We start from the raw sequence: 26353 nt of genomic DNA, 5'->3' as shown, positions 1-26353 counted from the left end.
CGTCCGCCTACTTCCCGCGGCAATCTCGGATGAGAATGTCGACCCTACTCCCGGAAATCTGGCCGCAACAGCCCCATCATCAGGTCGTCCACGAAGCCGCCGCCGCCGAAGTGCGCCTCGCGACGGCACCCTTCCCGCACGAAGCCCAGCTTCTCGTACACGCGGATGGCGGCGGCGTTCGCCGGATCGACCGACAGTTCGACGCGATGAAGGTTGTATTCGCCGAAGGCCCATCGCAGAAGCGCCCGCATCGCGTCGGTGCTGTGGCCCTTGTTGCGGTCGTCCGGCCGCCAGATGCTGAGTCCGACGGAGGCGCGCCGGTTGCGTGCGTCAATCTCGAACAGGTTGATGTCGCCCACCGCGCGGCCCTCAGCTTCGATGATCAGCGCTACGACGTGCTCGTCGGGCTCCGCGATCGCCGTTTCGAACTCCTGCTCGCGATAGGCGAGCGAGCGCGGCGGTTCGTGCCAGTCGCGGAGACGCATCTCCGTCGCGTCGGCGGTCTGATCGGCTTCCCAGCGCGCCTGCACATCCTCGCGCTCCCAGGCACGCAGGACGACGCGGTCGCCGGCGATCCATGCCATGGCTAGAGGCTCTCGCCGCGCTCAGCCGCGGTCCTGCGCAGGATGTCCGTCACCGCCTGCGCGCGTTCGATGGACTTGTCGCTGACGAAGCGCACGTCCGGCGTGTAGCGAAGCTTGAGCCGGCGTGACAGCTCGCGCTTGATGAACGGCCGCGCGTGTTCGAGCGCCTCCATGGTCGAAGCCCGTTCCTCGTCGCTGCCGAGCACGCTCACGTAGGTATCCGCGCGCCGGAGATCCGGCGACACATCGACGTCGGTGATCGTTACGAGCCCGGCGAGACGCGGGTCCTGCAGTTCGTTGCGTACGAGGTTGCTAATCTCGTCTCGCAGGAGATCGCTCACCCGTTCGGTCCTTCGGGACATGGTGTTCGCCTCTGGCTACGGCTGGCGCTACGTCTCGCGTTCCATGCGGAAGAACTCGATGACGTCGCCCTCCTGGAAGTTGTCGAAGCCTTCTATCTGCACGCCACATTCGAAGTTCGTCCCGACGTCGCGGACGTCCTCCTGGAAGCGCTTCAGGCTCGTGAGCTTGCCTTCGTGGAGCATCTCGCTGCCACGCATGAGGCGTGCCGTGTCGTTGCGGTTCACGGACCCGTCCCGCACGAAGCACCCGGCGATCGAGTTGCGGCGCGCGACGCGGAACACCTGCCGCACCTCCGCGTGCGCGGTAACGACCTCCTTGAAGGTCGGCTCGAGCATGCCCTTCAGCGCCTTATCGACGTCCTCGACGATGTTGTAGATCACGCTGTAGTGCCGGATATCCACCTTCTCATCGGCGGCCAGCCTTTGCGCGCCGCCCTCTTCGCCCGTGTTGAAGGCGATGATCACACCCTTCGACGCGACGGCGAGCATGACGTCGGATTCGGTGACGCCGCCGGTGCCGGTGTGAATGATCTTCACCTTCACCTGCTCGTTGGAGAGGCGCTCAAGCGACGTGCGAATCGGCTCGATCGAGCCCTGCACGTCGGTCTTTACGATGAGATTGAGTTCTTTGAGCTTGCCGGCGCTGATCTCGCCGAACAGCGTGTCGAGCGAAACGTGTTGCTGCTGGTGCATCGCTGCCGCTTCGCGGCTGCGCACTCGCTCCAGCACGGTCGCGCGAGCGGTCTTCTCGTCGGGCGCGACGGTCACGATCTCGCCCGCTCGCGGCACGGCGTCCAGGCCCAGGATCTCGGCAGGCTCCGATGGGCCCGCCGTCTTGATGCGCTTGCCGTGGTCGTTGAGCATCGCCTTGATACGGCCCGTCGTCTCACCGACGACGACATGGTCCCCCACGTTGAGCGTGCCCGTCTTCACCAGCACGGTCGCCAGCGGTCCCCGCGTCTTGCTCATCTCGGCCTCGACGACGATGCCGATCGCCGCCCGGTCCGGATTTGCGCGCAGATCAAGCACTTCCGACACGACCAGGATGTTGCTCAGGAGGTCGTCGAGGCCGGCGCGCGTGCGCGCCGATACGGGCACCAGCGGCGTGTCGCCGCCCCACTCCTCGATCACGACGCCGTTCTCGGAGAGTTCCGTCTTGACGCGGTCCGGGTTCGCGCTCTCCAGGTCCATCTTGTTCATCGCCACGACGATCGGGACGCCGGCCGCCTTCGCGTGGTCGATCGCTTCCTTCGTCTGCGGCATCACGCCGTCATCGGCCGCCACGACGAGCACGGCGACGTCGGTGACCTGGGCGCCTCGCGCGCGCATCGCGGTGAACGCCTCGTGGCCCGGCGTATCCAGGAACGTGATGTTCTGGTCGTTCACGCGCACCTGGTAGGCGCCGATGTGCTGCGTTATCCCGCCGGCCTCGCCCGAAGCTACCTTCGTCTCGCGGATCGCATCGAGCAGGCTCGTCTTGCCATGGTCGACGTGCCCCATGATCGTCACGACGGGCGGACGCGCCGTGAGCGTCGCGCCGTCTTCCTCCACGACCTTGAATCCGCCGGTTTCGGTATCGACCGGCACTTCGGCCTGCTCCGCGGCCCGCACCTCGACGGCATCGAACCCCATGTCCGACGCGACGATCGCGGCCGTCTCGAAGTCGATCACCTGGTTGATCGAAGCCATGACGCCGTTTTTCATCAGCTCCTTGATGACCTCGACCGGCGAGACGCCCATCAAGTCGCCCAACTCCTTCACGGAGAGGACTCGCGGCACCTCGATGGTCTTGGTCTCAGCAGCGTTCGTCGTCATGTAATCTCGTTTCCGTTTTCCGTGGCCAGCGCATCGGCATGCGCCTTGAGCCCTTCATAGTCGCTTTGTTCTATCGTCACTTTGAGCGCGCGAGCGAGACGGTCCCGCTTTAGCGCTTCGTCCCAGCAGGCCCGCGTCTCATGCACGTAGGCGCCGCGCCCGTTCTTCTTGCCCGTCGGATCGATCTCGACGCGGCCCTCAGGCGTTCGGACGACCCTCACGAGGCCGCGCTTGGCCTGGGTCGAACGGCAAGCGATGCAGGTCCGTTGCGGAACGTGCCTGGGACGAGGTCCGCCCTTCGCCTTCGTCGCCATCTTACCGAATCAGGTCCGTGTACTCGTCTTCCTCGTCGTCTTCCTCGTCGGGCAGGATGCGGCGCGCACCGCCCTTCTTCTTGGCACGCTGTGCCGCCAGGCGAGCAGCCTCTTCCTCGTCGGTGCGACGCCGCCCGGGAGGGCCCGCACCCTTCTTCTTGGCGGCCGGCTTCAATTCCTCCAACGGCTGCCGCACCAGCTCCTCCGCAAAGCGGATCTGCGGCCGTGCAGGGCCGCCGGCGACGGCAGGGGCGGGCTCTTGCGACGGCAGCGCCTCGGCGACTTCCGCGGCGGCGGGCACCGGCTCCGGTTGCTCCGCGTACTGCAGCGCGATCTCTTCTTCCGGCGTCAGCGCCCGCGTCGACGCAGCCGCGACGGCGGCGGCTCGCTGTTCCTCGGCAACTGCAGCGGCGTCGCGCGCTCGCTGGAGCGTCTCTTCGCGTTGTGCCGCTTGCACCTGCTCGAGCGTCAAACCCTTTTCGGCCAGCTCCTGCTCGTACGCCGACTGACTCTTGATGTCGATGCGCCAGCCCGTGAGCTTTGCTGCCAGACGCGCGTTCTGGCCTTCCTTGCCGATCGCCAGCGAGAGTTGCCGGTCCGGCACGACGACCTCCGCCGTGTTCTCGACCTCGCGCGTATCGACGCTCACGACCTGCGCGGGGCTCAGCGCGTTCGCCACGAATCGCGACGGCTCCGGATCCCACTGCACCACGTCGATGCGCTCGCCGTTCAGCTCGTTCACGACGTTCTGGATGCGAATGCCGCGCATGCCGACGCAGGCGCCGACGGGATCGACGCCTTCCTGGCGCGACCACACCGCCACCTTGGAGCGGTAGCCCGCCTCGCGCGCGATCGACTTGATTTCGACGATGCCCTTGAAGATCTCCGGCACTTCCAGCTCGAAGAGCCGCCGCAGCAAGTCCTTGTGCGTCCGCGAAACAACGACCTGCGGGCCCTTGGCCGCTTTGTGCACTTCTGCTAGGAGCACCTTGACGCGCTGCTGCGGCCGGTAGTGCTCCGTGCGCACCTGCTCTGGCGGCGGCAGCACCGCTTCGGTCTTGCCGAGGTCGACGATGACGTTGCGGCCCTCCATGCGCTGCACAACGCCCGAGACGATGTCGCCTTCCTTGCCCGAGTACTCCTCGAACACCACCTCCCGCTCGGCCTCGCGCAGTCGCTGCAAGACCACCTGCTTCGCCGTCTGCGCGGCGATGCGGCCGGCGTTTGCGGGCGTCGCCTCGAAGCTCAACACGTCGCCGACGTTCGCATCGGGCTTGAACCGCCGCGCTTCGTCGACTGTCATCTCGATGTGTTCGTCTTCGATCTCGTCGACGACGGACTTCTGCGTGTAGACCTTCATGCTCCCGTCTTCGGCGTTGATTTTCACCACGACGTTGGACTGGGCCAGGTTGTCCTTTTTATACGCAGAGGCAAGCGCGACCTCGACCGCTTCGAACACGACGTCCCGCGGCAGGTTCTTTTCTGCCGCGAGCGCGCTGATGGCTGTGATGAATTCGTTCTTCATGGGCTCTCCGTCGTAGTCACCAAACGAACGAAAAAGTGGGCGGCGGCCCACTTCTGAACGTTTAGTTTCAGAGTTCTGCCCCAGTATAGGGAATCTGGGGGGAACCTGACAAGCAGGAGAATCCCGGCCCCACGCCCCACCAGCAATTGCGAATTCCGCATCCCGGCGGAATATCGTGCCCGTGGCTGCACCACATACACTCGCAAGCGGCCGTGGATGCGGTCAGGCGCGCGTTGGCATACGATCGTCACCAGGAGGTGCTAATTGCCCGCTATTCTCGCAGAGTCGCTCACCAAGCACTTCCCCCCGGATATTCGCGCCGTAGACGGCATCGACCTCTCGATCGATGAGGGCGCCATCTTTGCGTTCCTCGGCGCCAACGGCTCCGGCAAGACGACAACCGTCCGCATGCTCACGACGCTCCTGCGGCCGACGTCCGGGCGGGCGGTGGTCGCCGGCCATGACGTCGTCCGCGAGGCGCACGCCGTACGGACGAGCATCGGCGCCGCGTTGCAGGAGGCCGGCCTCGACGACGTCCAGACCGGACGCGAGTTGCTGCAACTCCAGGCGCGGCTGTATCAGGTGCCGCCGCGCGAAGTCAGCGACCGGGTCCGGCACCTCCTGCGCGTCGTCGATCTCGAGGAGGCCGCGGACCGCCGCGTGAAGACGTATTCCGGCGGCATGAAGCGCCGCCTCGACCTTGCCGCGTCGCTCGTCCACCGCCCGCGTATCGTCTTTCTCGACGAGCCGACGACGGGCCTCGACCCGATCAGCCGCGAAGCGATCTGGCGATACGTGGGTGAGCTAAACAGGCGCGAAGGCGTCACGTTCTTCCTCACGACGCAATACCTGGAGGAAGCCGACCGTCTCGCGCACGACGTCGCCATCATGAGCGCCGGGCGCATCGTCGCACAGGGATCGCCGGCCGAGCTAAAGGCCGGCATCGGCACCGACGTCGTGACGGTGCGCTTCGAACACGTCGATGCGCTTGCCAGGGCAGAGCACGCCGTGCGCGGCATCGAAGGCGTCGCGGATGTGCGCGTCGTCGAGGACTCGCTCGTTGTTTACGTCCCTGACGGCAGCGCCGCTCTGCCACGGATCGTGCTGATCCTCAACGACGCCGGCGTGCGGACGCGCGAAGTGACGCTGGCGCGGCCGACGCTGGACGACGTATTCCTGCGCGCGACGGGGCGCCACCTGACAAGCGAAGGCGGCGACGCACAAGCCGCAACCGGAGGGCACCGATGAGACGGCTGATGATCGATACCTACTGGCTGACAGGCCGCTCGCTGCGTGAGAGTTCCCGCCAGGCGGTCCTGGAGTTCGGGAACCTGTTCATTCCCATCTTCTTCTTCGCGGTGACGGTGGGTGCAATCGGCAACGTCGCGAGCCGCGGCTTCGGCGTCGACAACTACGTGGCGTTTCAACTGCCCGTCGCGATCTTGCAGGGCGTCGCGGGCGCGGCCGGCAGTTCCGGCCTGGCGCTGGTCACCGACATCGAGCGCGGATACTTCGACAAGCTGCTGCTCACGCCAGCGCCGCGCCTGTCGCTCGTACTCGGCCGCCTGACGTCGGATGCGATACGCCTGACCGTCCTCTCGACGATCATCCTGGTCGCCGGTCTTGTGACAGGCTCCGGCATGGAGTCCGGTCCGGCGGGCATCCTGGTGATCCTGCTGATGAGCGCGCTCTTCGGGCTCGCGTACTCGTGCATCGGCGTAGCGATCGCGCTGAAGACGGGCAGCGCGCAGGCGGCGCAGATGAGCTTCCTGCTGTTCTTCCCGCTGTTGTTCCTCTCGCCGGCCTTCGCGCCGAAGGAGGTGTTCGCCGATTGGCTGCAGTTCCTCGCGACGATCAACCCGGTGACCTACATCATCGAGGGGCAGCGCGACCTGGTGCTCGAGGGCTGGGACCCGCAGTCGCTAGCGGCGGCGTTCGCATCGATCTTCGGGCCGGGCGCGTTCTGGTTGGTGCTGGTGTTCTACGGGCTGCGCAGCAGGGTCGCGTAACCCCCGGCAGAACAAATGTTTCACGTGAAAACATTCGCGGGATCTCTGACGTGCCGGGCGCCTGGCGCCAGCCGGCCGCGAGACCGAACCCGAACGCACAGCTTGATTGATTTTGTTTTGGCTTTTCAAAACGGGCTGGTTTGAAGCTGATCTTGATTGAGTCGTTTTGATTGAGTGCCCAGCCGGGCCGCCGCGCCGGCTCGACGATGGGGATGGCTGCGGAAGCTCGTAGAGACATTGGGCGATCTTACGCTTGTCGATTGACGAACGCGGAGCGTTTCGAGGCACTAGCGATTGGCGGCGCGAGGTGGTTGATGGAGCGCGGATTCAGTCCGTGCGGCTGTGTTCGGCTGTTGCGATGCGCTATTGCGTTGTTGCCCGCCTTCGCTCTACGTGATGGCGGCAGGGCGCGCGACTGGCTCTGGCACGCGAGAGATTCTTCGCTTCGCTCTGCATGACGGTATGTGGCGCGGTGGTGTGCGGGGTGACGGGGTCGCCGTGAGGGGATCCTTCGCGTGCGCTCAGGATGACGTTATGCGGGTCGCCTTCCGATCCCGACGACCAGCGACCGACGGCTGTCCGCTATCGTGCCGTCTCGATCCACAGCCGGCGTCCATCCGTGCGGAGCCGCACGGTGCCGTCCGTCGCGGTCGTGTACGTCTCGGCGTAATCGTCGAGACGCGCGAGGACGTCGGCGTGCGGATGCCCGAACGAATTGTCCGCGCCCGCCGAGATCACGGCGACGGCCGGCCGCACCGCGTCGAGGAATTCGCGTGTGGTCGACGTCGCGCTCCCGTGATGCGCCACTTTGAGCACCGTCGAGCCGAGCGGCGCGCCCGACGCGACGAGGCCGCGCTCCGTCGCCGCCTCGATGTCCGACGCGAGCAGGAAGCTCACCTCACCCCACGCGATGCGTAGCACCAGCGCCCTGTCGTTCGCGCTCCCGCTCGTGTCGCCATCAACGGCAGGTGACAGCACTTCGAGCAGCACGCCGTCGCCAAGATCGATCGTCGTGCCGCCCGTCACGACGTCGTGTATCGCGCGTTCGTCGTGGATCGCGTCGGTGATCGCGCGCGCCACGAGCGAGTCTTGATCGTCCGCGCCGGTGATTACGCGCCGGACGTCGTAACGGTCGAAGACGTCGAGCAACCCCGTCGCGTGGTCCGCCTGCGCGTGCGTCACGACGACGATGTCGATCGAGCGGTCATGCCACGGCAACTCTTCGCCCAGCGCGCGGACGACGGCGGCGCCCGGACCGCCGTCGACGAGAATGTCGTGCCCTGCGGGCGTCTCGATAAGGATCGCATCGCCCTGACCGACGTCGAGCACCGTCACCGAGAGCGTGTCCGGGGATCCGGGACGCGCGATGAAGCCGACCGTCGCGACGAGCACGCACGCGGGCACGGCGACGGCCGCAAGCGGACGCACGCCGCGCAGACTGAACGGCCGCGACTCCTCGAGCCGCGCGACGGCGGTGATTCGCAGCCAGCGCCGGGCGGCGACGATCGCGGCGAACAGCGCCGCATACGTACCTATGGCGATCGGCGTTGAGTAGCCGCGGATCGACGTGGCCGCGGCTGGCAGATCCGCGAACCATCCGACGACGGCGAGCCAGTAGGACAACGCCAGGTACGCCGGCGTCGCGAGCGCGAGGTGCGCGTGCGGAATCAGGCCGCCGACCGCCGCGAGCGCCGAGAAGCAGAGCATCAGCGGGAACGCCGGCACGATCAGCATGTTCACCGGCACCGCGACGAGCGACACGCGTTCGAAGTTCAGCGCCAGCAGCGGCGTCGTCGCGACGATCGCCGCGATCGTGACGGCCAGCGGCTCGGCCACCAGCGGCGCCGTCCACCGGGGCAGTTCGTCGCGGCGCGCAAGCCACGCCAGCGCGGCGATGATCCGGTGGCGCAACGGCGACGCGAGCGATGCGATGCCCGCCGTGGCGGCGAAGCTGAGTTGAAACGACACGTCGCGGACTGCCGTCGGGTCGTGCGCGGTCATCAGCGCAGCGGCGAGCGCTATCGACGTAAAGCCGTCGGTGCGGCGACCGGAGAGCTGCGCGACGACAAGCAGCAACCCCATGATCGTCGCGCGGGCGACCGGCGGCGACAGGCCGACGAGCGTCGCGTACGCCAGCACCGCCGCGATCGAAAGCCACATCGCACGGCGGCGGCCGACGATCCACGCCAGCGCGAGCGTGACGTACGACGCCACCAGCACAACGTTCGAGCCAGACACGACGACGAGGTGCGACGTGTTCGTGACGTTCAGTTCTTCGATCAGATCGGGCGGCAAGGCGGAGCGCTCGCCGAGCAGCACGCCCTGCGCCAGCGACGCTTGCGGCTCCGGCAGCGCCAGTAGGAGCCCGTGCGAAAGCTTGCGGCGAACATCGAGGGTAATCTCGCGATGCCACGGCAGACCTTCGTGGCCGATGCGACGCACCTCCGGGTACTGCATCACGCTCTGGATGCCGCGTCGCGCCAGGTAGTCGGCGTAGTCGAAGCCGTCGAGCGCGGGCGGCTCTTCGAGCGCGCCTTCGAGTTGGACCACGTCGCCGGCGCGGTATGACGGCAGCAGCCCGACGCGGACGAGCGCGCCGCCCGACGCCGGGCGCCACTCGCCCAGCAGTTGCACTTCCCTGATCGAGATCGCGAAGCGCTGTGAGGTGTCGCGCGTCTCGGGATCGTCGCGCAGGACGCCGCGGAAGCGCATCGCCACGCCGTCGTTGTAGTGCGCCGCCGCGTCCTCGGCGAGGCGCGGCTCGGCGGCGTCAGCGCGCACGATCGCGACGGCGAACAATGCCGGCAGCGCAAGCGCGTAGATCGCGAGCCTCACATCTCGTTGCGCGACGGCGATCGCGGCGGTAGCGAGCAGCAGCGCGGCGGCAATCAGCCACGCGTCAGTGTCGAAGGTGGCATAGGCGGCGACACCGGCGATCCATGCCGCAGCCAGCCACGCAAGCTTCATCCGTCCGGATCCTTCCGTTACGTCGAGGGGTGCGATCGTGGCCGATTTCGTCGCTGTGGTCTAGGGGCGCGGTTTTCCGCCCCACTCGCCGCGTCTCGCTTCCCGCGTCCAACCGCTACCCTGTACCCACATGGAAGCATCGCGGATCCGCAACTTCTGCATCATCGCCCACATCGACCATGGCAAATCGACGCTCGCTGACCGGTTCCTCGAGCAGACCGGCACGATCTCGAAGCGCGAGATGTCCGAGCAGGTGCTCGACGCGATGGACCTCGAGCGTGAGAAGGGCGTCACGATCAAGGCAAAGGCCGTCCGCATGGCGTTCTCCGCGAAGGACGGCATCGAGTACGAATTGAACCTTATCGACACGCCCGGCCACGTCGACTTCGGCTACGAGGTGTCGCGGGCGCTGGCAGCGTGCGAGGGCGCGCTGCTCATCGTCGATGCGGCGCAGGGCATCCAGGCGCAGACGCTGGCGAACGTCTACCTGGCGCTCGAGGCCGACCTGACGCTGATCCCCGTCATCAACAAGATCGACCTCCCCGCCGCGGAGCCGGAACGCGTCGCGCAGGAGTTAGTCGACTCGCTCGGCTTCTCGCGCGACGAGATCATGTTCGCTTCCGCCAAGGAGGGGCAGGGCACACACGAGATCCTGGAGGCCGTCGTCGAGCGCGTGCCGCAACCGAAGGCCGACGCTTCGAAGCCGCTGCGGGCGCTGATCTTCGACAGCAAGTACGACGCCTACAAGGGCGTCATCGCCTACGTCCGCATCGTCGATGGCATCGCCGATACGCGCCGCAAGTTGCGGCTGATGGTGCGCGACATGAGCATCGAAGCGCTGGAGGTCGGCGTCTTCCGCCCGACGCTGACGCCGGTGCAGGAGTTGACGGCCGGCGCGGTCGGCTACGTCGCGACCGGGCTGAAGAACGTCAAGGACTGCCGCGTCGGCGACACGATCACCGACGACGGCAAGCCGGCATCGGCGCCGCTGCCGGGCTACCGCCCCGCAAAACCGATGGTCTTCGCCGGGCTGTATCCGCAGCAGGGCAACGAGTACCCGCTGCTCCGCGACGCGCTCGACAAGCTGCAACTCAGCGACGCGTCGCTCGTGTACCAGCCGGAGTCGAGTACGGCGCTGGGGTTCGGGTTCCGCTGCGGCTTTTTGGGCCTGCTGCACATGGAGATCGTGCAGGAACGGCTCGAGCGCGAATACGACCTCGCGCTGCTCGCGACGGCGCCGAGCGTCGAATACCAGGTAACCAAGACCAGCGGCGACGAGATCGTCATCGATAACCCGGCCGAGTTGCCGCCGCCGCAGGAGATCGAACAGATCCGCGAGCCGTGGATGGACATCTCGGTCGTCTGCCCGGACCGCTACATCGGCGTCGTGATGGAGCTTGTGACAGGCAACCGCGGCGAGTTCAAGCGCATGGAGTACCTGCAGCATGGCGTGTTGCAGGACGACGGCACGACGAAGGGCGAAGGGCGCGTGCTCCTGGAGTACCGCATCCCGTTGTCGGAGATCCTGGTCGATTTCTACGATCAGCTAAAGTCCGGCACCCAGGGCTACGCGAGCCTCGATTACAGCTTCTCCGAGTACCGGGCAGCGGCGCTCGTGAAGCTCGACATTCTCGTCAACGGGCAGCCGGTCGATGCGCTCTCGCTGATCACGCACCGCGAGAACGCAGCGGTGACCGGGCGCGTGCTCGTCGAGAAGCTGCGGTCGCTGATCCCGCGCCAAATGTTCGATGTGCCGCTGCAGGCGGCGATCGGCGGGCGCATCGTCGCGCGCGAGACGATCCGCGCGATGCGCAAGAACGTGCTAGCGAAGTGCTACGGCGGCGACGTGACCCGCAAGCGCAAGCTCTTGGAGAAGCAGGCCGAAGGCAAGAAGCGTATGAAACGCGTCGGCAACGTCGAGATCCCGCAGGAAGCGTTCATGGCGGTGCTGCGGCTCGACAAGTAGCGCGCGGGCGCGGCAGGCTCGACCGGCGTCGTCAGTTACCAGTTGATCGTCTGAATCGTGATATAGCCCGTGTCGACGTACTGCCAATCTGATGTCGGCTCACCCTTGTTGCCAAACCACAGCCACGCCCGCACCTGGACCGGTCCACGCGGCACGTTATCGGCGATCATCGTGACGAACGTCAGCTGTTGTGGCCGCAACACCGCGGGCGAGATATTGAAGTCCTCATCGAACTGCACCAGTTCGACGCTCTCAGCGTGAATGATGTTGCCCTGGTTATCGAAGACCGCCGAACACCCCTGGACCGGGTACGAGTTATTGGTCCGGTTTCTGAGTTCAAATCCGAACAAGACGTCTTCCTCGTCAAAGGGAAGGATGCCGGGCACGAAGGGAATGTTCGTGAACCTGATCGCTTCCTTCGAAAACAGCACGATGTTGGGATCGGCCTTGGGCGCCGGCAGCGCGCGGCCTGCGACGAGCCGCACGTCGAACCGCGCATGGGGCGGTATGCCCGGGTTGTCGAAGCGTATGTCGAAGATGATCTCGCTGTACGGCTTCAGGTCCGGCGGGCACGGCGGCGCATCCTTCGTCGCGATCACGTTGTTGTTCGCGTCGTACAGCGTCCCGCGCAACATCAACTGCGCGCCCTGGATGTCGGTGTCGTTCACCATCCTGCCGGTGATGTGCGTGTAGCCGTCAGCATCGACATACACATATGCCTTTTCGATGCAGCGCGCGCCCATCGCGGCGACGCCGAGTGATACGACCACCGTGAGCAATAGGACGCGAGTTAAACGGAGACCTTGCACCTTCTTGGGGACGTTCATGTCCGCTCCAGATCGCTGAATCTCCGTCGAGATTTGCCGGGGCATCGCTAGCGAGGTTGCGGTATCATACGCCTCATCCTTGAAGGTTTCAAGCGTCTCCGAGCGAAAAGTAGCATGAGCGTTCGACTAGCCCTCTTCGCCGCCGTCGCAGCAGCCTCCATATTGGTGACTGAGCCTTCCGCGCCCGCCTCGGATGTCAGATTCGTCCTCGGCCTTGAGCCGTCGACGTCAACGACGATGGCGACGGAGAATCTTCAACGCTCGCACTTCACAGTCACCCGCGTCTTCGATGATCTCCACGCCATCGAGGTCGCGGCGTCAGCCGGGGATCTTGAGACGCTCGCCGCGATCGACGGCATACGTTACGCCGAACGAGTCTCGCGCGTGATAAGCGCCGACCAGCCGACCGATCCTCTCTACAGCCTGCAGTCGTCGTACCTGCAGCGCGTGAGCGCGCCGGCTGCCTGGGACATCGAAAAAGGGAAGCCGAGCGTTATCGTCGCGGTCGTCGACACCGGCGTCGATGTGCAGCATCCCGACCTTCGGACGAATATATGGCTCAACCAGCGCGAGGTGCCGAACAACGGCCGCGATGACGACAACAACGGCTGCGTCGATGACATCAACGGCTGCGCCTTCGTCAGCGACGGCAGCCCGGGCTGCCAGAACATCACCAACGGTTTCGTCCACGATGACATCGGCCACGGGACGTTCGTCGCAGGCGTCATCGGTGCCGCGGGCAATGGGCAGGGCATGATCGGCGTAGCGCGCGGCGTCCGCATCATGCCGGTCAAGGTGCTCGACTGCTATGGCTCGGGGGACTCCATCGCGGCAGCGCGCGGCATCCTGTACGCCGCACGCAACGGCGCCAAGGTGATCAATCTCAGCCTGGGCGGTTTCGAACGGGCGGAGGTCATGCGCGGCGCCATCATCGAGGCGATGAACGTACATGGCGCGATCGTGATCGCCGCTTCCGGTAACAGCGGCGGGCCCGGGGTTGCGTTCCCCGCCGCATTCCCGGAGGCGCTGGCGGTCGGCGCGGCCAACGTCGGCGGCGATGGTCGCGCGGCGTTTTCGAGCTACGGCCCTGAGATCGACGTCGTCGCCGTCGGCGAGGGTATCGTAGGGACGATCGGCGCCAACAAGTGCGGCGTCATCATCCCCTGCATGAGCGGCCAGCCCTACGGATCCAGCGCCGGAACTTCGTTCTCGACGCCGCAGGTCTCCGGACTCGCCGCGCTCATCTACTCGCTGAACCCCGGGCTTAACGGCTTCCAGGTCGCCGACATCATCCGCAACTCTGCGACGCCGCTGATTCCCGGCAGCGCGCCGAACTGGGCCGGGGCCGGCCGCATCAACATGCTCGCTGCGCTCGCGTCCGTGCGCGAAGGCCGCCCTCCCGGCGAGGCCTGCGTCATCGCGCAAGTCCATGATGGCGACTCGTTCTCCTGCTCTGGCGGGCGCCAGGTCCGTATGCTCCAGATGGACGCTCCCGACCTCGGCCAGTGCGGCGGCCAGTGGGCGCTCGATGCCCTGCGCTACATCTTCCTGACGCCTGGCCGCACCGTGTATCTACGGTCCGACGTCACGAGGGGCGACGCCCAGGGGCGCACGCTCGCCGCGCCGCTGTGGCGCGGCAACGACGGCGTCGACTACAACATCGCGGTCCTCATGGTCTACGTCGGCCTCGCGAAGGCCGCCGACGTGGGCGCCAACAACACGACCTTCCGCGACTGGGCCTTCGCGTCGCAGACCTGGGCGCAGGCCGCCCGCTGGAACATGTGGGCGCCGGCCAAGCCGTTCACAGGCGGCTGCTAGCGCGCGGCTCCGGGTGCGTCCAGGACATTCGAGCAACACCCACCTCACACCGGCTCGTTCGTGCGTGGCCACCACCTTAGTGACAGCATGAGCGCGGAGAGCGCCGGCGTCGTAAGCGCGATGACGAAGCCGGCGCCGGCAAGTATGACGCCGAGCGGCGTGAACGACGTGCCGATGACGGCGACGGTCGCAACGACGATGCACAGCAGGCGCGCCACGAACACCTTCGCGGCAGTAACCGACTCGCCGAGATAGCTCCAGCCGAGGCCCGACGCTATCAGGCTGACCAATCCTATCGCGGCGAAGAATCCCGCCTCCGGGCCGTCGCCGACGGCGAGCGCCATACCGTAGAAGGCGCCAAATACGGGCAACGGCAGCATTTCAAGCGCAAACGCGATGCGGGCATCGCTGCGGGTGATGTGGCGACGCGGGTGATCGAGTCGCCGTGCGTTGGCGTGACGATCGAGGTCCTCCATCGAGTAGATCATAGTTTGCCCAGGCGGAATCTCGATACCGGGGCTGCATCAAGCGCATCGACGCGATGCGGAAGCCCAGAGTCGGTCCGAAGCTTACGTACGCCCCACCGCGGCGTCTGTGGCGCCGCTATGATCTACGGATGACGGAGCAGCCCGAAGCCCCGGCGACCAACGAACCCGAGTTCGACGACATGTCCGAAGACCGGATGCGACGTGGCTACCTGCGGCCGGACTTTCACGTGTTCGTGGGCATCCTCCCTACCGTCGCGTTCCTGGTGCTGAACTCGGTCACCTCGACGCAGATCGCGATCGCCGTGTCGTTCCTGGTGTCCGCCGTCGTGGTCGTGCGCTATCCCGGTAACGGCGTCATCCGGGCGCTGACGATCATCTCGTTCACGGTCGTGTTCGTATCGGCAGTGGTGGGCCTCGTATTCGATAGCGGCAAGGCGTTTGTCGCGCAGAATTTGATCGACGACTTTCTGATCTCGGCGATCTTTCTGGGCTCGGTGCTCATCGGCCGGCCGATGATCGGCGCAATCGCACGGGAGATGGTGCCGGCGATCAAGCCCGTGATGCCGATCGACCACGCGGTGTTCGTAAAGCTCACGCTGATCAACGTCGGTGTGAACCTCGTGACGGGCGTCGGGCGGCTGTTCCTGCTCGATGCGCTGACGGAGAATCAATATGTCGTCGCGAGCCGCGCACTGGGATTCCCGCTGTTCCTCGCGTTCTTCATCTATGCGTACCGAGAGATCACGCGCGTGGCGATTCGCATCTGGCCGGCCGACGCCGCACCCCCCGAGCAGTGGCGACCTGCCGGACGATGACAGTTGGATGAGTCGAAGATTCGCCACACGGCACAGACTGGAAGTGGGCAAGGCCCCCGCCGATAGGCGAGCCGCGCTTCCGCGCCGTGCAGGGCCGCGATAGGGTTACGCTCGTTCGAGCACGAAAGGACGCCTGTGACCGCGCGACACGATGGCCGCCGCAAGGACGAGCTCCGCCTCGTGAGCATCGAACCGAACTTCATGCCGCAGGCCGAGGGGTCGGCGCTGGTGAAGTTCGGCGAGACGTGGGTCGTTTGCACCGTCAGCATGGAGGAGCGGGTGCCACAATTTCTGCGCGGCACCGGCAGCGGCTGGGTCACCGCCGAATACGGCATGCTCCCGCGCTCGACGAACACACGCTCTGAGCGAGAAGCCGCACGTGGGCGCCAGAGCGGCCGCTCGCAGGAGATCCAGCGGCTCATCGGACGGGCGCTGCGCAGCGTGACCAAGCTGGACCTGCTTGGCGAGCGCAACTTCATCGTCGACTGCGACGTGCTGAAGGCCGATGGCGGGACGCGCACGGCTGCCATCACGGGATCCTGCGTGGCGCTGGCGCAGGCGCTGGACAAACTCGTGAAGGCCGGCACCGTCGCCGCAGTCCCGATGAGCGGGCTCGTCGCGGCGGTCAGCGTCGGGGTTGTAGGCGTCGAGCCCGTGCTGGACCTCGACTACGTCGAGGATTCGTCGGCGGAAGTCGACTTCAACGTCGTCATGACGGAGGCCGGCGCCTTCGTCGAGGTGCAGGGCACGGCGGAAGGCGAGCCGTTCGACCGCGCGATGATGGACCGGCTCGTCGACCTGGCGGCGGGCGGCATCCGCGAGTTGAACGGCGTCCAGCGGGCGGCGCTCACCAGCATCGGCCTCGAGCTATAGCTGTCATGCTGGATCATCGCGATCGGCGCGGCGCTGGCCCGAAGACGCTGCTCGGCGGCGCGCTCGTGCTCGCGATCGCGGGCGCGTCGCTGTTGTACGCGAGCATCGACTGGTTGCGTCACGGCTGCGGCTGCGATGAGCCGCTGCTCCCCGACTGGGTGTGGATCATCCTGATGGCGCTGGCGATCACGAGCCTGCTCGGGTCCGCCGCAGTCGCTGTCAGAGCCGCCAGGCAACGCCCAACACCGGCGACCCGACCGACTGACAGATCGAACGACTGACAGACCCGTCTACGCGTATTCGCCGAGGAACGTCCCGCCGATGATGTGGACGTGACCGTGCGGCTGGCTTTGCATCGCATCAGGACCGAAATTGCTGAGGATGCGGAAGCCGCGCGGGCAGTGCTTCTCGCCCTGTTCGACGGCGGCCTTCGTGACCTTCGTAAAAATGTCGGAGCACCAGAGATCGCCCTGCAATATATGTTGCTTCGGCACGGCGAGCAGCATGACGGGCACCCAGTTGAGGACGTTCCAGAAGACGACAACGTCATCATCCTCGTGGACGATACGAGCAGGCTCTCGCCGGGCGATGATCTCGCAGAAGACGCAGTACGACATGCGGCGACATGATAGGGCCGCTCGCAACTTGATCCCAGATCAGGGACACGAGCCGGAGGTTGCGACGAAGACAGATGGTTCACGGACGGGAATAGATCTTGCGGGCGGTGCGTTTGCACGACGAGATCCTTCGCTTCGCTCAGGATGACGCCTCGCTCGCCTCGGACCTACCCGCTGCTCCGGTGCGATGACTGTGCGGCTCACGCCGGGCGTACCTATACTCCAACATGGCTGAGGTCCGACCCTTCCGCGCCCTTCGTTACGACCCGGCTGTCGCCGATCCATCGCGCACGATCGCCCCGCCGTACGACGTGATCTCGCCCGCGCTCCAGACGGAACTCTACGACCGCGATGCGCACAACATCATTCGCATCGAGTACGGTCGCGAGCAGTCCGGCGACAGCGAGGCCGCGAACAGGTACACACGCGCGGCCGCGGAGCTGCGTGACTGGCGCTCGAAGGGCGTGCTCGCGCTCGATCCGGAGCCGGCGATCTATGTGTACCGACAGCGGTTCGAGTGGAACAGCACTCGCTACGAGCGCACCGCGTACTTCGGCGCCGTGCGGCTGGAGGAGTGGGAGGCTGGCGTCGTCAAGCCGCACGAGCACACGCTCTCGCACCCGAAGGCCGACCGCATGAACCTGATCCGCGCCACGCAGGCGCAGGTCAGCCCCGTGTACAGCGTCTTCCGCCCCAGGAAGTCGGACGGGCTCTGGTTCGAGCATCCCGAACATGCGGAGATCGCGATCGACGGGGGCGGCGAACGTCATCTCATCGACCGCGTCACCGACGAGATCGCGATCGCGGACTTCGCCCGGCTGATCGAGGAGTCGGACGTCTACATCGCGGATGGCCACCACCGCTACGAGACGGCGCTGGCCTATCGAGACGAGGTGCGCGGGCGTAGCGCCCCGTGGACCGGCGACGAACCGGAGAACTTCGTGCTGATGGCCCTGACGCGCCACAGCGACCCCGGCCTGCTCGTGCTACCGACGCACCGTCTGGTGCATCTGCCGTCGTTGCCCGATGATGCACTTTCCCGCATCGCAGCGCGTTTCGATACGCACCGTGTCGATACCGCAGACGCCGATACGCTGATACTGTCGCTGGAGGAAGCGAAACAGGAGACCGCGGCGTTCGTCGTCGCCGGGCTGCCGGAAGGCGCGTACCTGCTGACCCTGCGTGACCGGGGCGCCATTGAGGCGATGATGCCGGGCGACCAACCGCACGCATGGAAGCGGCTCGATGTGAACGTGCTCCAATACGGAATCCTGCAGGACGTATTCGGCATCGACGACGCACGGTTGAAGGCAGGCGCGTCCGTGAGCTACACGCAGGACGAACGCGAGGCGCTGCGGTCCGTAGCGGCTGGCGAAGCGCAACTGGCGTTCCTGCTCAACGCAACGCCCGTCGAACAGGTGTTGGCCGTCGCCGATGCGGGCGGACGCATGCCGCAGAAGTCGACCTACTTCCATCCCAAGCTTCCGACCGGACTTGTTGTGAGCTCTTTGACGTGACGCTTCGCTCGTTTGCACCGTGCAGGGCTTTCCCGTACAAATGATCGCATCTCGGGCGCGTGCTGGGGCATGCACCGCCGCCGTCCCGGCGCTACAGGAGCGACGCAACATGGCCAAGAACGTCGTGCTCGCCTATTCGGGCGGGCTGGACACGTCCGTCGCGATCCGGTGGCTGCAAGAAGAGCGCGGGTTCGACGTTATCGCCCTGACGATCGACCTCGGCAACGAGAAGGATCTGCGGACCGTGGAGGCGCGCGCGTTGAAGATCGGCGCCGCCAAGGCGCTGGTGCGCGACGGCAAGCAGCCATTCATCGACTACTTTGCGTTTCCGGCGCTGATGGCGGGCGCCGTCTATGAAGGGCAGTACCTGCTCGCGACCGCGATCGGCCGGCCGCTGATCGCCAAGATGCTCGTCGATGTGGCGCGCGAAGAGGGCGCGCAGGCGATCGCGCACGGCTGCACCGGCAAGGGCAACGACCAGGTGCGCTTCGACGTTGCCACCCAGTCGCTGGCGCCTGATCTCGAGATCATCGCGCCGGTGCGCGAACACCGCATGAGCCGCGAAGAGCAGATCGAGTGGGCGGCGGCACGCGACGTACCGGTCCCCGTGACGAAACAAAGCTCCTACAGCACCGACGAAAACCTCTGGGGACGCAGTATCGAAGCGGGCGTCCTCGAAGATCCGTGGACGGCGCCACCAGAGGATGTTTACACGTGGACGCGGTCACCGGCGGTCTCACCCGATACGCCACGTGAGGTGGAGATCGGCTTTGCACACGGCAGGCCGGTGAGCCTCGACGGGCAGGAGATGGACGGAGTGACGCTCGTGCAGACGCTCAATAGTTGCGCAGGGGAACATGGCGTCGGGCGAACCGACATGGTGGAAGACCGCCTCATCGGCATCAAGTCGCGCGAGGTGTATGAGGCGCCGGCGGCGTGGACGCTGCACAACGCGCACGAGGCGCTGGAACAGCTCACGCTCTCAAAACACCAGCTGCGCGTCAAGCAATCCCTGCGGCAGGAGTATGCGGACCTGATCTACAACGGGCTGTGGTTCACCGCGCACCACCAGGATTTGGCCGCGTACGTCCAGAGCACGCAACGCCACGTCACCGGTGCGATCAGGATGCGGCTGTTCAAGGGGCAAGCCGTCGCCGTGGGCAAGAAGTCGCCGCGCAGCCTGTACAGCTACGCCCTCGCGACGTACGACCGGGGCGACCAGTACGATCAGGGAAGCGCAGTCGGGTTCATCAAGATCTGGGGGCTGCCGGTATCACAGCAAGCACGCGCGCAGCTCCTGGCGGAAGGAAGCGAGCCGTTTCAGCTTGGGACGGGACCGGAACAGCAACCCGGCACCTGATGCTCGTCTTCATGCAATCCCGTCTCTTCTTGCTGGCACTCCTGTTCTCACTCGCGGCGACATTCGGCGCATGCGGCGATTCCGTGACGAGCGAGCCTTCGCCGGAAGTCGTCGCTACTGCGGAGGCCGAGGCACGCGAGATCACGATCACCGCACCTGCGAGCACGACGCCGACCACCGATGAGCCCGAGGATCCGCTTGTGCTCGAGGGGCGCGTCTTCGGCTCGGGCGATGTCGGCGTCATTCTCTCGCACATGCGCCTCGATGAACAGACGGCGTGGTATCCATTCGCGCAGCGACTCGCTGACACGGGCGATTACACCGTCATGACGTTCGACTTTCGCGGCTTCGGCGAATCGACCGGCGACAAGCAGTTCGACCGCATCGACACAGACCTGCGGGCGGCGTACGACTACATGCGGGATCAACTTGACATCGACAAGGTGTTTTTCGTCGGGTCGAGCATGGGCGGTACCGCATCGCTGGTGGTCGGCGCACGCGTGCCCGTGGCGGGAGTGGTCTCGATCTCGGCGCCGGGCCAGTTCCCGCCGATCGACGCTGAGATGACCGTGGAGGATATCACCGCCCCGAAACTGTTCATCACAAGCGAGGACGACGTCCCGCAAGCGCGCACCCAAGAGACCTTCTGGGAACTGGCGCGTGAGCCAAAGCAACAGCACATCTACGAGGGAGATGCGCACGGCACAGCGATCTTCGCGGGCCCGCACGGCAAGGACCTCGAGCGGCGTATCATCGACTTCCTCGTTTCCAACTGACGGACGCTCGTTGACCTGTCGATAGCGCCCGCCTACATTGCGGCGAGGCCGCGGCGCGTGCCTTGCTGCGCGCGATGTGCGGCGTCACCAGTGGAAGTAAGAGCATGGAAGAGGAAGCAATCCTCGCCCCTCCCGAAATCCGCGAACTCGTCCAATCCGGCCGGATGGGTGAGGCCGCGGAGCGGCTGGCGGCCGCGCACCCCGCCGACGCCGCCGATGCCATCGCGCATCTCGATAGGGAGGAGCGCGAGCAGATCATCGCGGTGATTCCGCGCGGCACGCTCGCTCGCATCGTCGAGTATCTGCCCGAGTCGGCAAGCAAGGAGATCATCGAGGCATTCGAGTCACAGCAACTCGCGGCGGTGCTCGATGAGGTCGACGACGACATCGCCGTCGACATCCTGCATCAGATGCCGGGGGAGCGCGCTGAAGAGACGCTGCGCTCGATGCGGCGGGCCGCCGCGATAGCGCCGCTCCTCGGTCACTCGGACGAGACGGCCGGCGGACACATGACGCGCGCGTTCGTCTCGCTCCACGGCGGCTGGACGGCTGAGCGTGCCATCCAGTACATGCGCCGCGTGCGACCGGACGCCGATTCGGCCTACTACCTGTACGTCGTGGACAGCGACGGGAAACTCGAAGGGATCGTCAGTCTCCGCGACCTGATCATCGCCAACCCTGACGCACAGCTCGGCCAGATCATGTCGCCGGACGTCGTCTCTGTACGGGACGACATGGACCAGGAGCAGATGGCGCGGCTCGTGCAGCGCTATGACCTGGTGGCGCTGCCGGTGGTCGATGAGGAGAACCGCCTCGTCGGCGTGATCACCGTCGATGACGTGTTGGACGTCGTGGAGGAAGAAGCGACCGAGGACATCTACAAGCTCGCGGGCATCGGCGTGAAGGCGCGGGCATTGAGCCCGCTCAGCGAATCGTTGCAGCGGCGATTGCCCTGGCTTGCGGTGAACGGCATGGTGGCGCTAGTCGCCGCGTTCGTCGTCAGCCGGTTCGAGCACACGATCGCGGAGGTCGCTGCGCTGGCGGTGTTCATGCCGGTGATCGCCGGGCAGGGCGGTAACGCGGGCGTGCAGACCTCGACGATCATCGTGCGCGCGCTGGCGCTAGAGGAGATCACCATCAGCGATATGGTGCGGGTGCTGTTCAAGGAAGTGCAGCTTGGCATCGTCAAGGGGATGATCTTCGGCACGGTCATCGGGGCGATCGCGTTCGCCTGGCAGCAGAATGGCACCTTCGCGCTCATCGTGGCATCAGCCATGTTTCTGAACATGATCGTGGCGAGCGTGACGGGCGTGCTGATCCCCATGACGCTGCGCTACGGCCTGAAGCTTGACCCGGCGACCGCGGCCGGCGTCTTCGACACGATGATCACGGATATCATGGGGTTCCTGATCTTCCTGGGCCTCGCGACGATCATGCTCGAGCGCCTCACGTAGTCCCCTTGACGCAGTCGCGCCCCTCGGACACGCTTCCCGCGAACACGCGATCACGGAAAGGCAGGTGCATGCTTCCCCTGGAAGGAATCAAGGTCCTGGACCTTTCACGGCTAGCCCCCGGCCCGTTTTGCTCGATGCTGCTCGGCGACATGGGTGCGGACGTGTTGCTCATCGAGGCGCCCGCCGGCGGTAAGCTGGCGCCTGCGATCGGCGGTGGCCGCAACCAGGACGCCGAGAAGGCCGCCGCGTACAACACGCTATCGCGCAACAAGCGGAGCATCGTCCTCAACCTGCGCGAAGACGACGCCCGCGAGATCTTCTACAAGCTTGCCGCGGACGCCGATGTGGTGCTCGAGGGATTCCGGCCGGGCGTCGTGAAACGCCTGGGCGTCGACTACGAGACGCTGCGGCAGCGCAACGAGCGGATCGTCTACTGCTCGCTGTCCGGGTTCGGACAGACGGGACCGTACAGCCAACTCGTCGGGCACGACATTAACTACATCTCGATCGGCGGCGCACTCGGCATGGTCGGCTGGCCCGACACGCCGCCCGCGATCCCGATGAACATCATCGCCGATTTCGCGGGCGGCGGGCTGCACGCCGCCTTCGGCATTCTCACGGCGCTCCTGGCGCGCGAGCGCACGGGCAAGGGGCAACACGTCGATATCGCCATGTCGGACGGCGTGATGTATCTGCTCGCGAGTCTCACGGGGGGCGTGCTTGCCGGCGGCGCTTCGCCGGCGCGCGGCGCCACGATCCTCAACGGCTCCGTGCCCCACTACAACGTATACGAATGCGCGGATGGTGGTTGGATCAGCATCGGCAGCCTGGAGCCGCATTTCTTCGTGAACCTGTGCAAGACGATGGGGCGCGAGGACTTCATCCCGCACCAGTGGGACGCATCGAAGCGCGAGGAGATCTCGGAGCATTTTCGGTCGCAGTTCAAGTCGAAGACGCGAGACGAATGGTTCGAAGTGCTGAAGCAGACGGACATCTGCGCCGGCCCGGTGTATTCGCTGGAAGAGGCGCTGAACGATCCGCACAACCTCGCCCGGGAGATGGTCGTCGAGGTAGACCACCCGACGCTGGGCAAGGTGAAGCAACTCGGCATCGGCACGAAGCTCTCGGAGACGCCCGGCAAGGTCCGATCGACTGCGCCTCTGCCCGGGCAGCATACGGACGCCGTCTTGCAGTCGATCGGCTACGACGAGGCGACGACGGCGAAGCTGCGCGAGCGCGGAGTCATCGGCTAACCCGCTAGATCGTCATGATGCGGCCGCGCATGTGGTCCGGCACGTGCCGCTGCAGGCCCGCGAGCGCGCTGGTGATCAGCGTCGTCTTGGCGCAGCCGGCTAAGAACAGCGCCACCGCTATTGCTTCAATCCCCACCGCTACGCCCGCGAATGACGCCGTCGCGATGCCCGTCGCGTAGGCAGCGGCGCTCACCAGCGTGATCCACGGCGCGAATTGCCATCGTACGGCTGCAAGCAGGAATCCGATCGCGATTGCGCCCAGCTCCGGCGCGGCAAGCACGAAGCCCATCGTCTGTGCGTGCTGGTCGCCGGAGTGCGACGGCAACATGACCACCACTGCCTTGTCGATGACCGAGGGCAACGTGATCGCCAGTGACAGCGCTACGACGATCGGAGTCTGCGCGAGGAAGCGGAGCGCGGCCGACACGTCGTGCGTCGCGCGGGAGGAATCGCGTGCGCAACGGGTGGGCGGAATCAGGAATGCGGGGACCGCGGAGGCCGCGAACATCGCGCCCGACAACACCAGCGGCAACGGTGCGCCGAACGCGGCGGCGAGCGGCAATGCGGCGATCGGCGCGAGCAGGGATGCGATGTGGAAGCCGCCCGTGCCGAATGCCAGCCCTCGCTCCAGGTATTCGTCCGGTTGGACCTGGCCCATGAGCGCGCGGTGCGCGGGAAGATCGATCGCGTGCGCGGCGGCGGCGATCACGGCGCCCGCTATGGCTACGGCCAGCGGTGCCGGCGAAACGAGCGCGAGCGCTGTTACGATCGACGCAACGCCCGATGCCACGCGCATCCAGGCGTAGAGCGTCGAGCGGGGTATCCGGTCAGCGAGCAGTCCGGCCGGCACCGCTAAGAGGGACTTCACTCCAATGCGGACGACCAGGAACACCGTCAGCGTCCACGCCGCGGGGCCGATCTCGACCATCAACCAGCCTTGCGCCAGGAATTGCACCGCAGACGCGAAAGCGCCCAGCGTGCTGGAGGCGAAGTACAGACGATACGAGCGGAACGAGAGAAGCGCGCGGTACCCCGCCCCGCGAGGCACCGACCGGATCAACGCGCTGCTCCGGTCAGGGGATCTTGTCGTGAGGGGACGAGCGCAACAGTTATGTAATGCACTTCCGCATCATCCGCGATGGGGATGCGAGATAGGTTAAGGAGAGGTTAAGGCAATAGCTGCAGGGCCAGGAAATGGCACAGGAGCCGCGATCAGGGGCTCCTTCGGTCCCCCACCGTTGCTGTTGCTCTTGTTGCTGCTCCCGTCGGCGTTACCGCTTCCCGCTGCCGCCCGGGTCGCACCAGACGAACCGTTGGCGTGTCCGGGTGGACCCGTGCCGCCGACGGCACTCTGGATGGCGTCTTCGGGCGTCTCCTGGCTGTGCGGATTGCCCCCGCCGGGGCCGTTGCCGTTCCCGTTGTTGTTTCCGCCGGAACTGTCGCCCGGACCATTGCCGTTACCGCCGGGGCTATTGCCGTCGGGAACGGTGCCGTTGCCGGAGTTACCACCTCCCGGCGGGTCGTCCGGGGCTCCATCCTCGGCGTTGTTGCCGGCGTTGCCGTTACCATCGCCTGTTCGGCCCGGATGAGGTGCTGGCGCGTCGATGGGCGCCGCGTCAGTGACGATCTCATCCGCGTGCAGCGTCTGAATGCCGGTTTGCACGCCGGTGACGGTCGCCGTTGCGCCTTCCGTGATCGCGCCGGAGATCTCCGTGTTCGCGTCGTGTTGCACTTTCCACTGGTCGTCACCCGACGACAGCGTGAACGTGCTGCCCTTCACGTCGGCGATGACACCGCTCAGCGTGATCGACGCCTTCGTTGTGTCGCCGGGCACCGATGCCGTCTCTCCGGGCGTTGCCCCGGCACTGACGGCCGTCGGTTGGATGCCGCCGGCACCTGGCTGCTTACCGCCATCGCTGCCGACATCATTCCGCAGCGCTGATCGGACGGCGCCTTCAGCCCAGTCGGGAGTCACTGCCGCCGCTACACCGGTCACGACGCCGCTCTTGGTCGCGGCGACGGTCGCCGCGGCGGCGCCGCCCGCAGCCGCAAACAGCGCGAAGGCGAGTACGCCGGCAGGGACCGACAACGACGCGATGCTCCAGCGGCGTTGCCACCACGACGAGCCTTGATCGGCGCGCGGGCGCGGCTGTGCCGGTTGCGCCATGCGTTCGCGCTCCAGTGCAGCGCGGACGATCGTAAAGTTGTCGGCAAGTGCGACGGGCATGCTTCCCGCACCACGGGCGGTGTCGCCGGCCCGCAATGCGACTTCGAGCAACGGGCGGAGCGCCTGCGCGTGGCCCGGGTGCGCGGCGAGCACCTCGGCTAGCGGGCGGCCGCCGCGCACCTCGTCGATGGTGGCGTCAAGCACGTCGTCGAAGCTCTCGACCCTGGTCATGCTGTATGCCTCGCATCTTCGTCGAGGATCCGCCGCAGCGACCGAAGCGCGCGTGACTGGAGCGCCTTCACGGCGCCTTCCGGCCTGGCCATGACGCGTCCCACGTCGGCGTTGCTCATCCCCTGGTAGAAACGCAGGATGATCACCTGCTGCTGGTCCTCTGTGAGCCCCCGAATCGCGCTCAACATGTCGCTACGCTCGTGCAGAAGGCTGATCGCGTCTTCGCGCTCTTCGATGTTTTCCGCGAGATCGGCGGAGTGATGCTGCATCCTCCGCGTTGCGGACTTGCGGTAGTCGGCCGTGACGTTGTGCGCGATACGGTACAGCCAGGCGAGAAGCGGCGTCCCCCGGTATGTATAACCCTTGATCCCGCTGATGGCCTTGACGAAGACATCCGCGCTGAGGTCTTCGGCAGCGTGCTGGTCACCCAAGCGGAAGAAGATGTACGAGTACACCTGCTCGGCGTGGCGCCGGTAAATCTCGGCCCATGCATCTTCGCGCAGCGAACGCGCCGCATCGACAAGCTCTTCTTCTCCAGCGCTCGCGAGCACATCCGGGCTGTCATGTACGCCCGTCTGTATCTGCTCCATTGGCTTATCTGTTCGGAAGTGCAAA

Annotated in this window: 24 protein-coding genes; 12 read left to right on the top strand and 12 right to left on the bottom strand. The window is 66.1% G+C overall.

Translation table 11 applies throughout. The annotated features are described in order from the left end of the window. Nucleotides 1–44 precede the first annotated feature (44 nt). From WEB52_11905 to nusA, 5 genes are read right to left on the bottom strand one after another with little or no spacing between them, the layout of a single operon-like run. Nucleotides 45–584, bottom strand: coding sequence for a GNAT family protein (locus WEB52_11905; protein MEX2227140.1), 540 nt, complete (start codon nt 582–584; stop codon nt 45–47). 2 nt (nt 585–586) lie between these two features. Then, a complete protein-coding gene (gene rbfA, locus WEB52_11900; GenBank protein ID MEX2227139.1) occupies nt 587–946 on the bottom strand; it encodes a 30S ribosome-binding factor RbfA in 360 nt (119 codons plus the stop codon). Between the two features lie 27 nt (nt 947–973). Further along, nucleotides 974–2761 (bottom strand): translation initiation factor IF-2, encoded by a 1788-nt coding sequence (infB, locus tag WEB52_11895; GenBank protein ID MEX2227138.1) that lies wholly within the window; start codon nt 2759–2761, stop codon nt 974–976. Next, nucleotides 2758–3075, bottom strand: coding sequence for a YlxR family protein (locus tag WEB52_11890; GenBank protein MEX2227137.1), 318 nt, complete (start codon nt 3073–3075; stop codon nt 2758–2760). The genes infB and WEB52_11890 overlap by 4 nt, the downstream gene beginning before the upstream one ends. A 1-nt stretch (nt 3076) precedes the next feature. Beyond that, nucleotides 3077–4600, bottom strand: coding sequence for a transcription termination factor NusA (gene nusA / locus WEB52_11885; GenBank protein ID MEX2227136.1), 1524 nt, complete (start codon nt 4598–4600; stop codon nt 3077–3079). A gap of 264 nt (nt 4601–4864) precedes the next feature. On the opposite strand from nusA, the gene WEB52_11880 reads away from it, so the two are divergent. Next, nucleotides 4865–5848 carry an ATP-binding cassette domain-containing protein gene (locus tag WEB52_11880; GenBank protein MEX2227135.1) on the top strand — a complete coding sequence of 328 codons (984 nt, stop codon included), beginning with the start codon at nt 4865–4867 and terminating at the stop codon, nt 5846–5848. Next, complete coding sequence (locus WEB52_11875) at nt 5845–6609, top strand: ABC transporter permease (GenBank protein ID MEX2227134.1); 765 nt, start codon at nt 5845–5847, stop codon at nt 6607–6609. Before WEB52_11880 ends, WEB52_11875 begins: the two co-directional genes overlap by 4 nt. Nucleotides 6610–7191: 582 nt before the next feature. On the opposite strand, the gene WEB52_11870 is transcribed toward WEB52_11875, so the two are convergent. Continuing rightward, a complete protein-coding gene (locus WEB52_11870; GenBank protein MEX2227133.1) occupies nt 7192–9576 on the bottom strand; it encodes a DNA internalization-related competence protein ComEC/Rec2 in 2385 nt (794 codons plus the stop codon). A gap of 130 nt (nt 9577–9706) precedes the next feature. Here WEB52_11870 and lepA point away from each other — a divergent pair, with 130 nt between their 5' ends. Then, the gene (lepA, locus tag WEB52_11865) at nt 9707–11542 is read left to right on the top strand and encodes a translation elongation factor 4 (GenBank protein ID MEX2227132.1); all 1836 of its coding nucleotides are present in this window, start codon (nt 9707–9709) and stop codon (nt 11540–11542) included. Between the two features lie 35 nt (nt 11543–11577). Here lepA and WEB52_11860 read toward each other — a convergent pair whose 3' ends face one another. After that, on the bottom strand, nt 11578–12369 hold the full coding sequence (locus tag WEB52_11860; GenBank protein ID MEX2227131.1) for a hypothetical protein: 792 nt from the start codon (nt 12367–12369) through the stop codon (nt 11578–11580). A gap of 114 nt (nt 12370–12483) precedes the next feature. Between WEB52_11860 and WEB52_11855 the strand changes: the two genes are divergently transcribed. Beyond that, entirely contained in the window at nt 12484–14187 is a 1704-nt protein-coding gene (locus WEB52_11855) for a S8 family serine peptidase (GenBank protein MEX2227130.1), read from the top strand. Nucleotides 14188–14231: 44 nt separating this feature from the next. Here WEB52_11855 and WEB52_11850 read toward each other — a convergent pair whose 3' ends face one another. Continuing rightward, entirely contained in the window at nt 14232–14663 is a 432-nt protein-coding gene (locus tag WEB52_11850; GenBank protein ID MEX2227129.1) for a hypothetical protein, read from the bottom strand. A gap of 140 nt (nt 14664–14803) precedes the next feature. Between WEB52_11850 and WEB52_11845 the strand changes: the two genes are divergently transcribed. From WEB52_11845 to WEB52_11835, 3 genes are all read left to right on the top strand, one after another. Beyond that, nucleotides 14804–15490: a hypothetical protein gene (locus WEB52_11845; GenBank protein MEX2227128.1), complete on the top strand. Its 687-nt coding sequence runs from the start codon at nt 14804–14806 to the stop codon at nt 15488–15490. A 135-nt stretch (nt 15491–15625) separates the two neighbouring features. Further along, complete coding sequence (gene rph / locus WEB52_11840) at nt 15626–16363, top strand: ribonuclease PH (protein ID MEX2227127.1); 738 nt, start codon at nt 15626–15628, stop codon at nt 16361–16363. Between the two features lie 5 nt (nt 16364–16368). Next, nucleotides 16369–16644, top strand: a complete 276-nt coding sequence (locus WEB52_11835) for a hypothetical protein (GenBank protein MEX2227126.1) — start codon at nt 16369–16371, stop codon at nt 16642–16644. 9 nt (nt 16645–16653) lie between these two features. On the opposite strand, the gene WEB52_11830 is transcribed toward WEB52_11835, so the two are convergent. Beyond that, nucleotides 16654–16980 (bottom strand): HIT domain-containing protein, encoded by a 327-nt coding sequence (locus tag WEB52_11830; protein ID MEX2227125.1) that lies wholly within the window; start codon nt 16978–16980, stop codon nt 16654–16656. 227 nt (nt 16981–17207) lie between these two features. On the opposite strand from WEB52_11830, the gene WEB52_11825 reads away from it, so the two are divergent. The 5 genes from WEB52_11825 (at nt 17208) to WEB52_11805 (ending at nt 23340) form a co-directional block, all read left to right on the top strand. Continuing rightward, nucleotides 17208–18497, top strand: a complete 1290-nt coding sequence (locus tag WEB52_11825; protein ID MEX2227124.1) for a DUF1015 domain-containing protein — start codon at nt 17208–17210, stop codon at nt 18495–18497. 109 nt (nt 18498–18606) lie between these two features. After that, complete coding sequence (locus WEB52_11820) at nt 18607–19857, top strand: argininosuccinate synthase (GenBank protein MEX2227123.1); 1251 nt, start codon at nt 18607–18609, stop codon at nt 19855–19857. An 11-nt stretch (nt 19858–19868) separates the two neighbouring features. Then, on the top strand, nt 19869–20633 hold the full coding sequence (locus WEB52_11815; GenBank protein MEX2227122.1) for an alpha/beta fold hydrolase: 765 nt from the start codon (nt 19869–19871) through the stop codon (nt 20631–20633). A gap of 104 nt (nt 20634–20737) precedes the next feature. Further along, the gene (gene mgtE / locus WEB52_11810) at nt 20738–22087 is read left to right on the top strand and encodes a magnesium transporter (GenBank protein ID MEX2227121.1); all 1350 of its coding nucleotides are present in this window, start codon (nt 20738–20740) and stop codon (nt 22085–22087) included. 68 nt (nt 22088–22155) lie between these two features. Further along, on the top strand, nt 22156–23340 hold the full coding sequence (locus WEB52_11805) for a CaiB/BaiF CoA-transferase family protein (GenBank protein ID MEX2227120.1): 1185 nt from the start codon (nt 22156–22158) through the stop codon (nt 23338–23340). Between the two features lie 4 nt (nt 23341–23344). On the opposite strand, the gene WEB52_11800 is transcribed toward WEB52_11805, so the two are convergent. The 3 genes from WEB52_11800 to WEB52_11790 all read right to left on the bottom strand — a co-directional run bounded on the left by WEB52_11800 (nt 23345) and on the right by WEB52_11790 (nt 26328). Beyond that, nucleotides 23345–24388 (bottom strand): MFS transporter, encoded by a 1044-nt coding sequence (locus WEB52_11800; protein ID MEX2227119.1) that lies wholly within the window; start codon nt 24386–24388, stop codon nt 23345–23347. Nucleotides 24389–24496: 108 nt separating this feature from the next. Beyond that, a complete protein-coding gene (locus WEB52_11795) occupies nt 24497–25738 on the bottom strand; it encodes a hypothetical protein (protein MEX2227118.1) in 1242 nt (413 codons plus the stop codon). Then, complete coding sequence (locus WEB52_11790) at nt 25735–26328, bottom strand: sigma-70 family RNA polymerase sigma factor (protein MEX2227117.1); 594 nt, start codon at nt 26326–26328, stop codon at nt 25735–25737. Before WEB52_11790 ends, WEB52_11795 begins: the two co-directional genes overlap by 4 nt. Nucleotides 26329–26353: the final 25 nt, after the last annotated feature.

The organism is Dehalococcoidia bacterium, from assembly GCA_040902535.1.
GTDB lineage: Bacteria > Chloroflexota > Dehalococcoidia > DSTF01 > JACRBR01 > JBBDXD01.
This window is presented reverse-complemented; position numbering and strand designations above follow the sequence as displayed.

Bases quoted from the DNA above. Each gene is read 5' to 3' on its own strand.
- WEB52_11905 (MEX2227140.1), bottom strand. From the start codon at position 584: ATGGCATGGATCGCCGGCGACCGCGTCGTCCTGCGTGCCTGGGAGCGC.
- WEB52_11820 (MEX2227123.1), top strand. From the start codon at position 18,607: ATGGCCAAGAACGTCGTGCTCGCCTATTCGGGCGGGCTGGACACGTCC.
- WEB52_11805 (MEX2227120.1), top strand. From the start codon at position 22,156: ATGCTTCCCCTGGAAGGAATCAAGGTCCTGGACCTTTCACGGCTAGCC.
- WEB52_11855 (MEX2227130.1), top strand. From the start codon at position 12,484: ATGAGCGTTCGACTAGCCCTCTTCGCCGCCGTCGCAGCAGCCTCCATA.
- lepA (MEX2227132.1), top strand. From the start codon at position 9,707: ATGGAAGCATCGCGGATCCGCAACTTCTGCATCATCGCCCACATCGAC.
- nusA (MEX2227136.1), bottom strand. From the start codon at position 4,600: ATGAAGAACGAATTCATCACAGCCATCAGCGCGCTCGCGGCAGAAAAG.
- WEB52_11860 (MEX2227131.1), bottom strand. From the start codon at position 12,369: ATGAACGTCCCCAAGAAGGTGCAAGGTCTCCGTTTAACTCGCGTCCTA.
- mgtE (MEX2227121.1), top strand. From the start codon at position 20,738: ATGGAAGAGGAAGCAATCCTCGCCCCTCCCGAAATCCGCGAACTCGTC.
- WEB52_11815 (MEX2227122.1), top strand. From the start codon at position 19,869: ATGCAATCCCGTCTCTTCTTGCTGGCACTCCTGTTCTCACTCGCGGCG.
- WEB52_11795 (MEX2227118.1), bottom strand. From the start codon at position 25,738: ATGACCAGGGTCGAGAGCTTCGACGACGTGCTTGACGCCACCATCGAC.
- WEB52_11830 (MEX2227125.1), bottom strand. From the start codon at position 16,980: ATGTCGTACTGCGTCTTCTGCGAGATCATCGCCCGGCGAGAGCCTGCT.
- WEB52_11890 (MEX2227137.1), bottom strand. From the start codon at position 3,075: ATGGCGACGAAGGCGAAGGGCGGACCTCGTCCCAGGCACGTTCCGCAA.
- WEB52_11825 (MEX2227124.1), top strand. From the start codon at position 17,208: ATGGCTGAGGTCCGACCCTTCCGCGCCCTTCGTTACGACCCGGCTGTC.
- WEB52_11875 (MEX2227134.1), top strand. From the start codon at position 5,845: ATGAGACGGCTGATGATCGATACCTACTGGCTGACAGGCCGCTCGCTG.
- WEB52_11870 (MEX2227133.1), bottom strand. From the start codon at position 9,576: ATGAAGCTTGCGTGGCTGGCTGCGGCATGGATCGCCGGTGTCGCCGCC.
- rbfA (MEX2227139.1), bottom strand. From the start codon at position 946: ATGTCCCGAAGGACCGAACGGGTGAGCGATCTCCTGCGAGACGAGATT.
- WEB52_11845 (MEX2227128.1), top strand. From the start codon at position 14,804: ATGACGGAGCAGCCCGAAGCCCCGGCGACCAACGAACCCGAGTTCGAC.
- WEB52_11835 (MEX2227126.1), top strand. From the start codon at position 16,369: ATGCTGGATCATCGCGATCGGCGCGGCGCTGGCCCGAAGACGCTGCTC.
- WEB52_11850 (MEX2227129.1), bottom strand. From the start codon at position 14,663: ATGGAGGACCTCGATCGTCACGCCAACGCACGGCGACTCGATCACCCG.
- infB (MEX2227138.1), bottom strand. From the start codon at position 2,761: ATGACGACGAACGCTGCTGAGACCAAGACCATCGAGGTGCCGCGAGTC.
- WEB52_11790 (MEX2227117.1), bottom strand. From the start codon at position 26,328: ATGGAGCAGATACAGACGGGCGTACATGACAGCCCGGATGTGCTCGCG.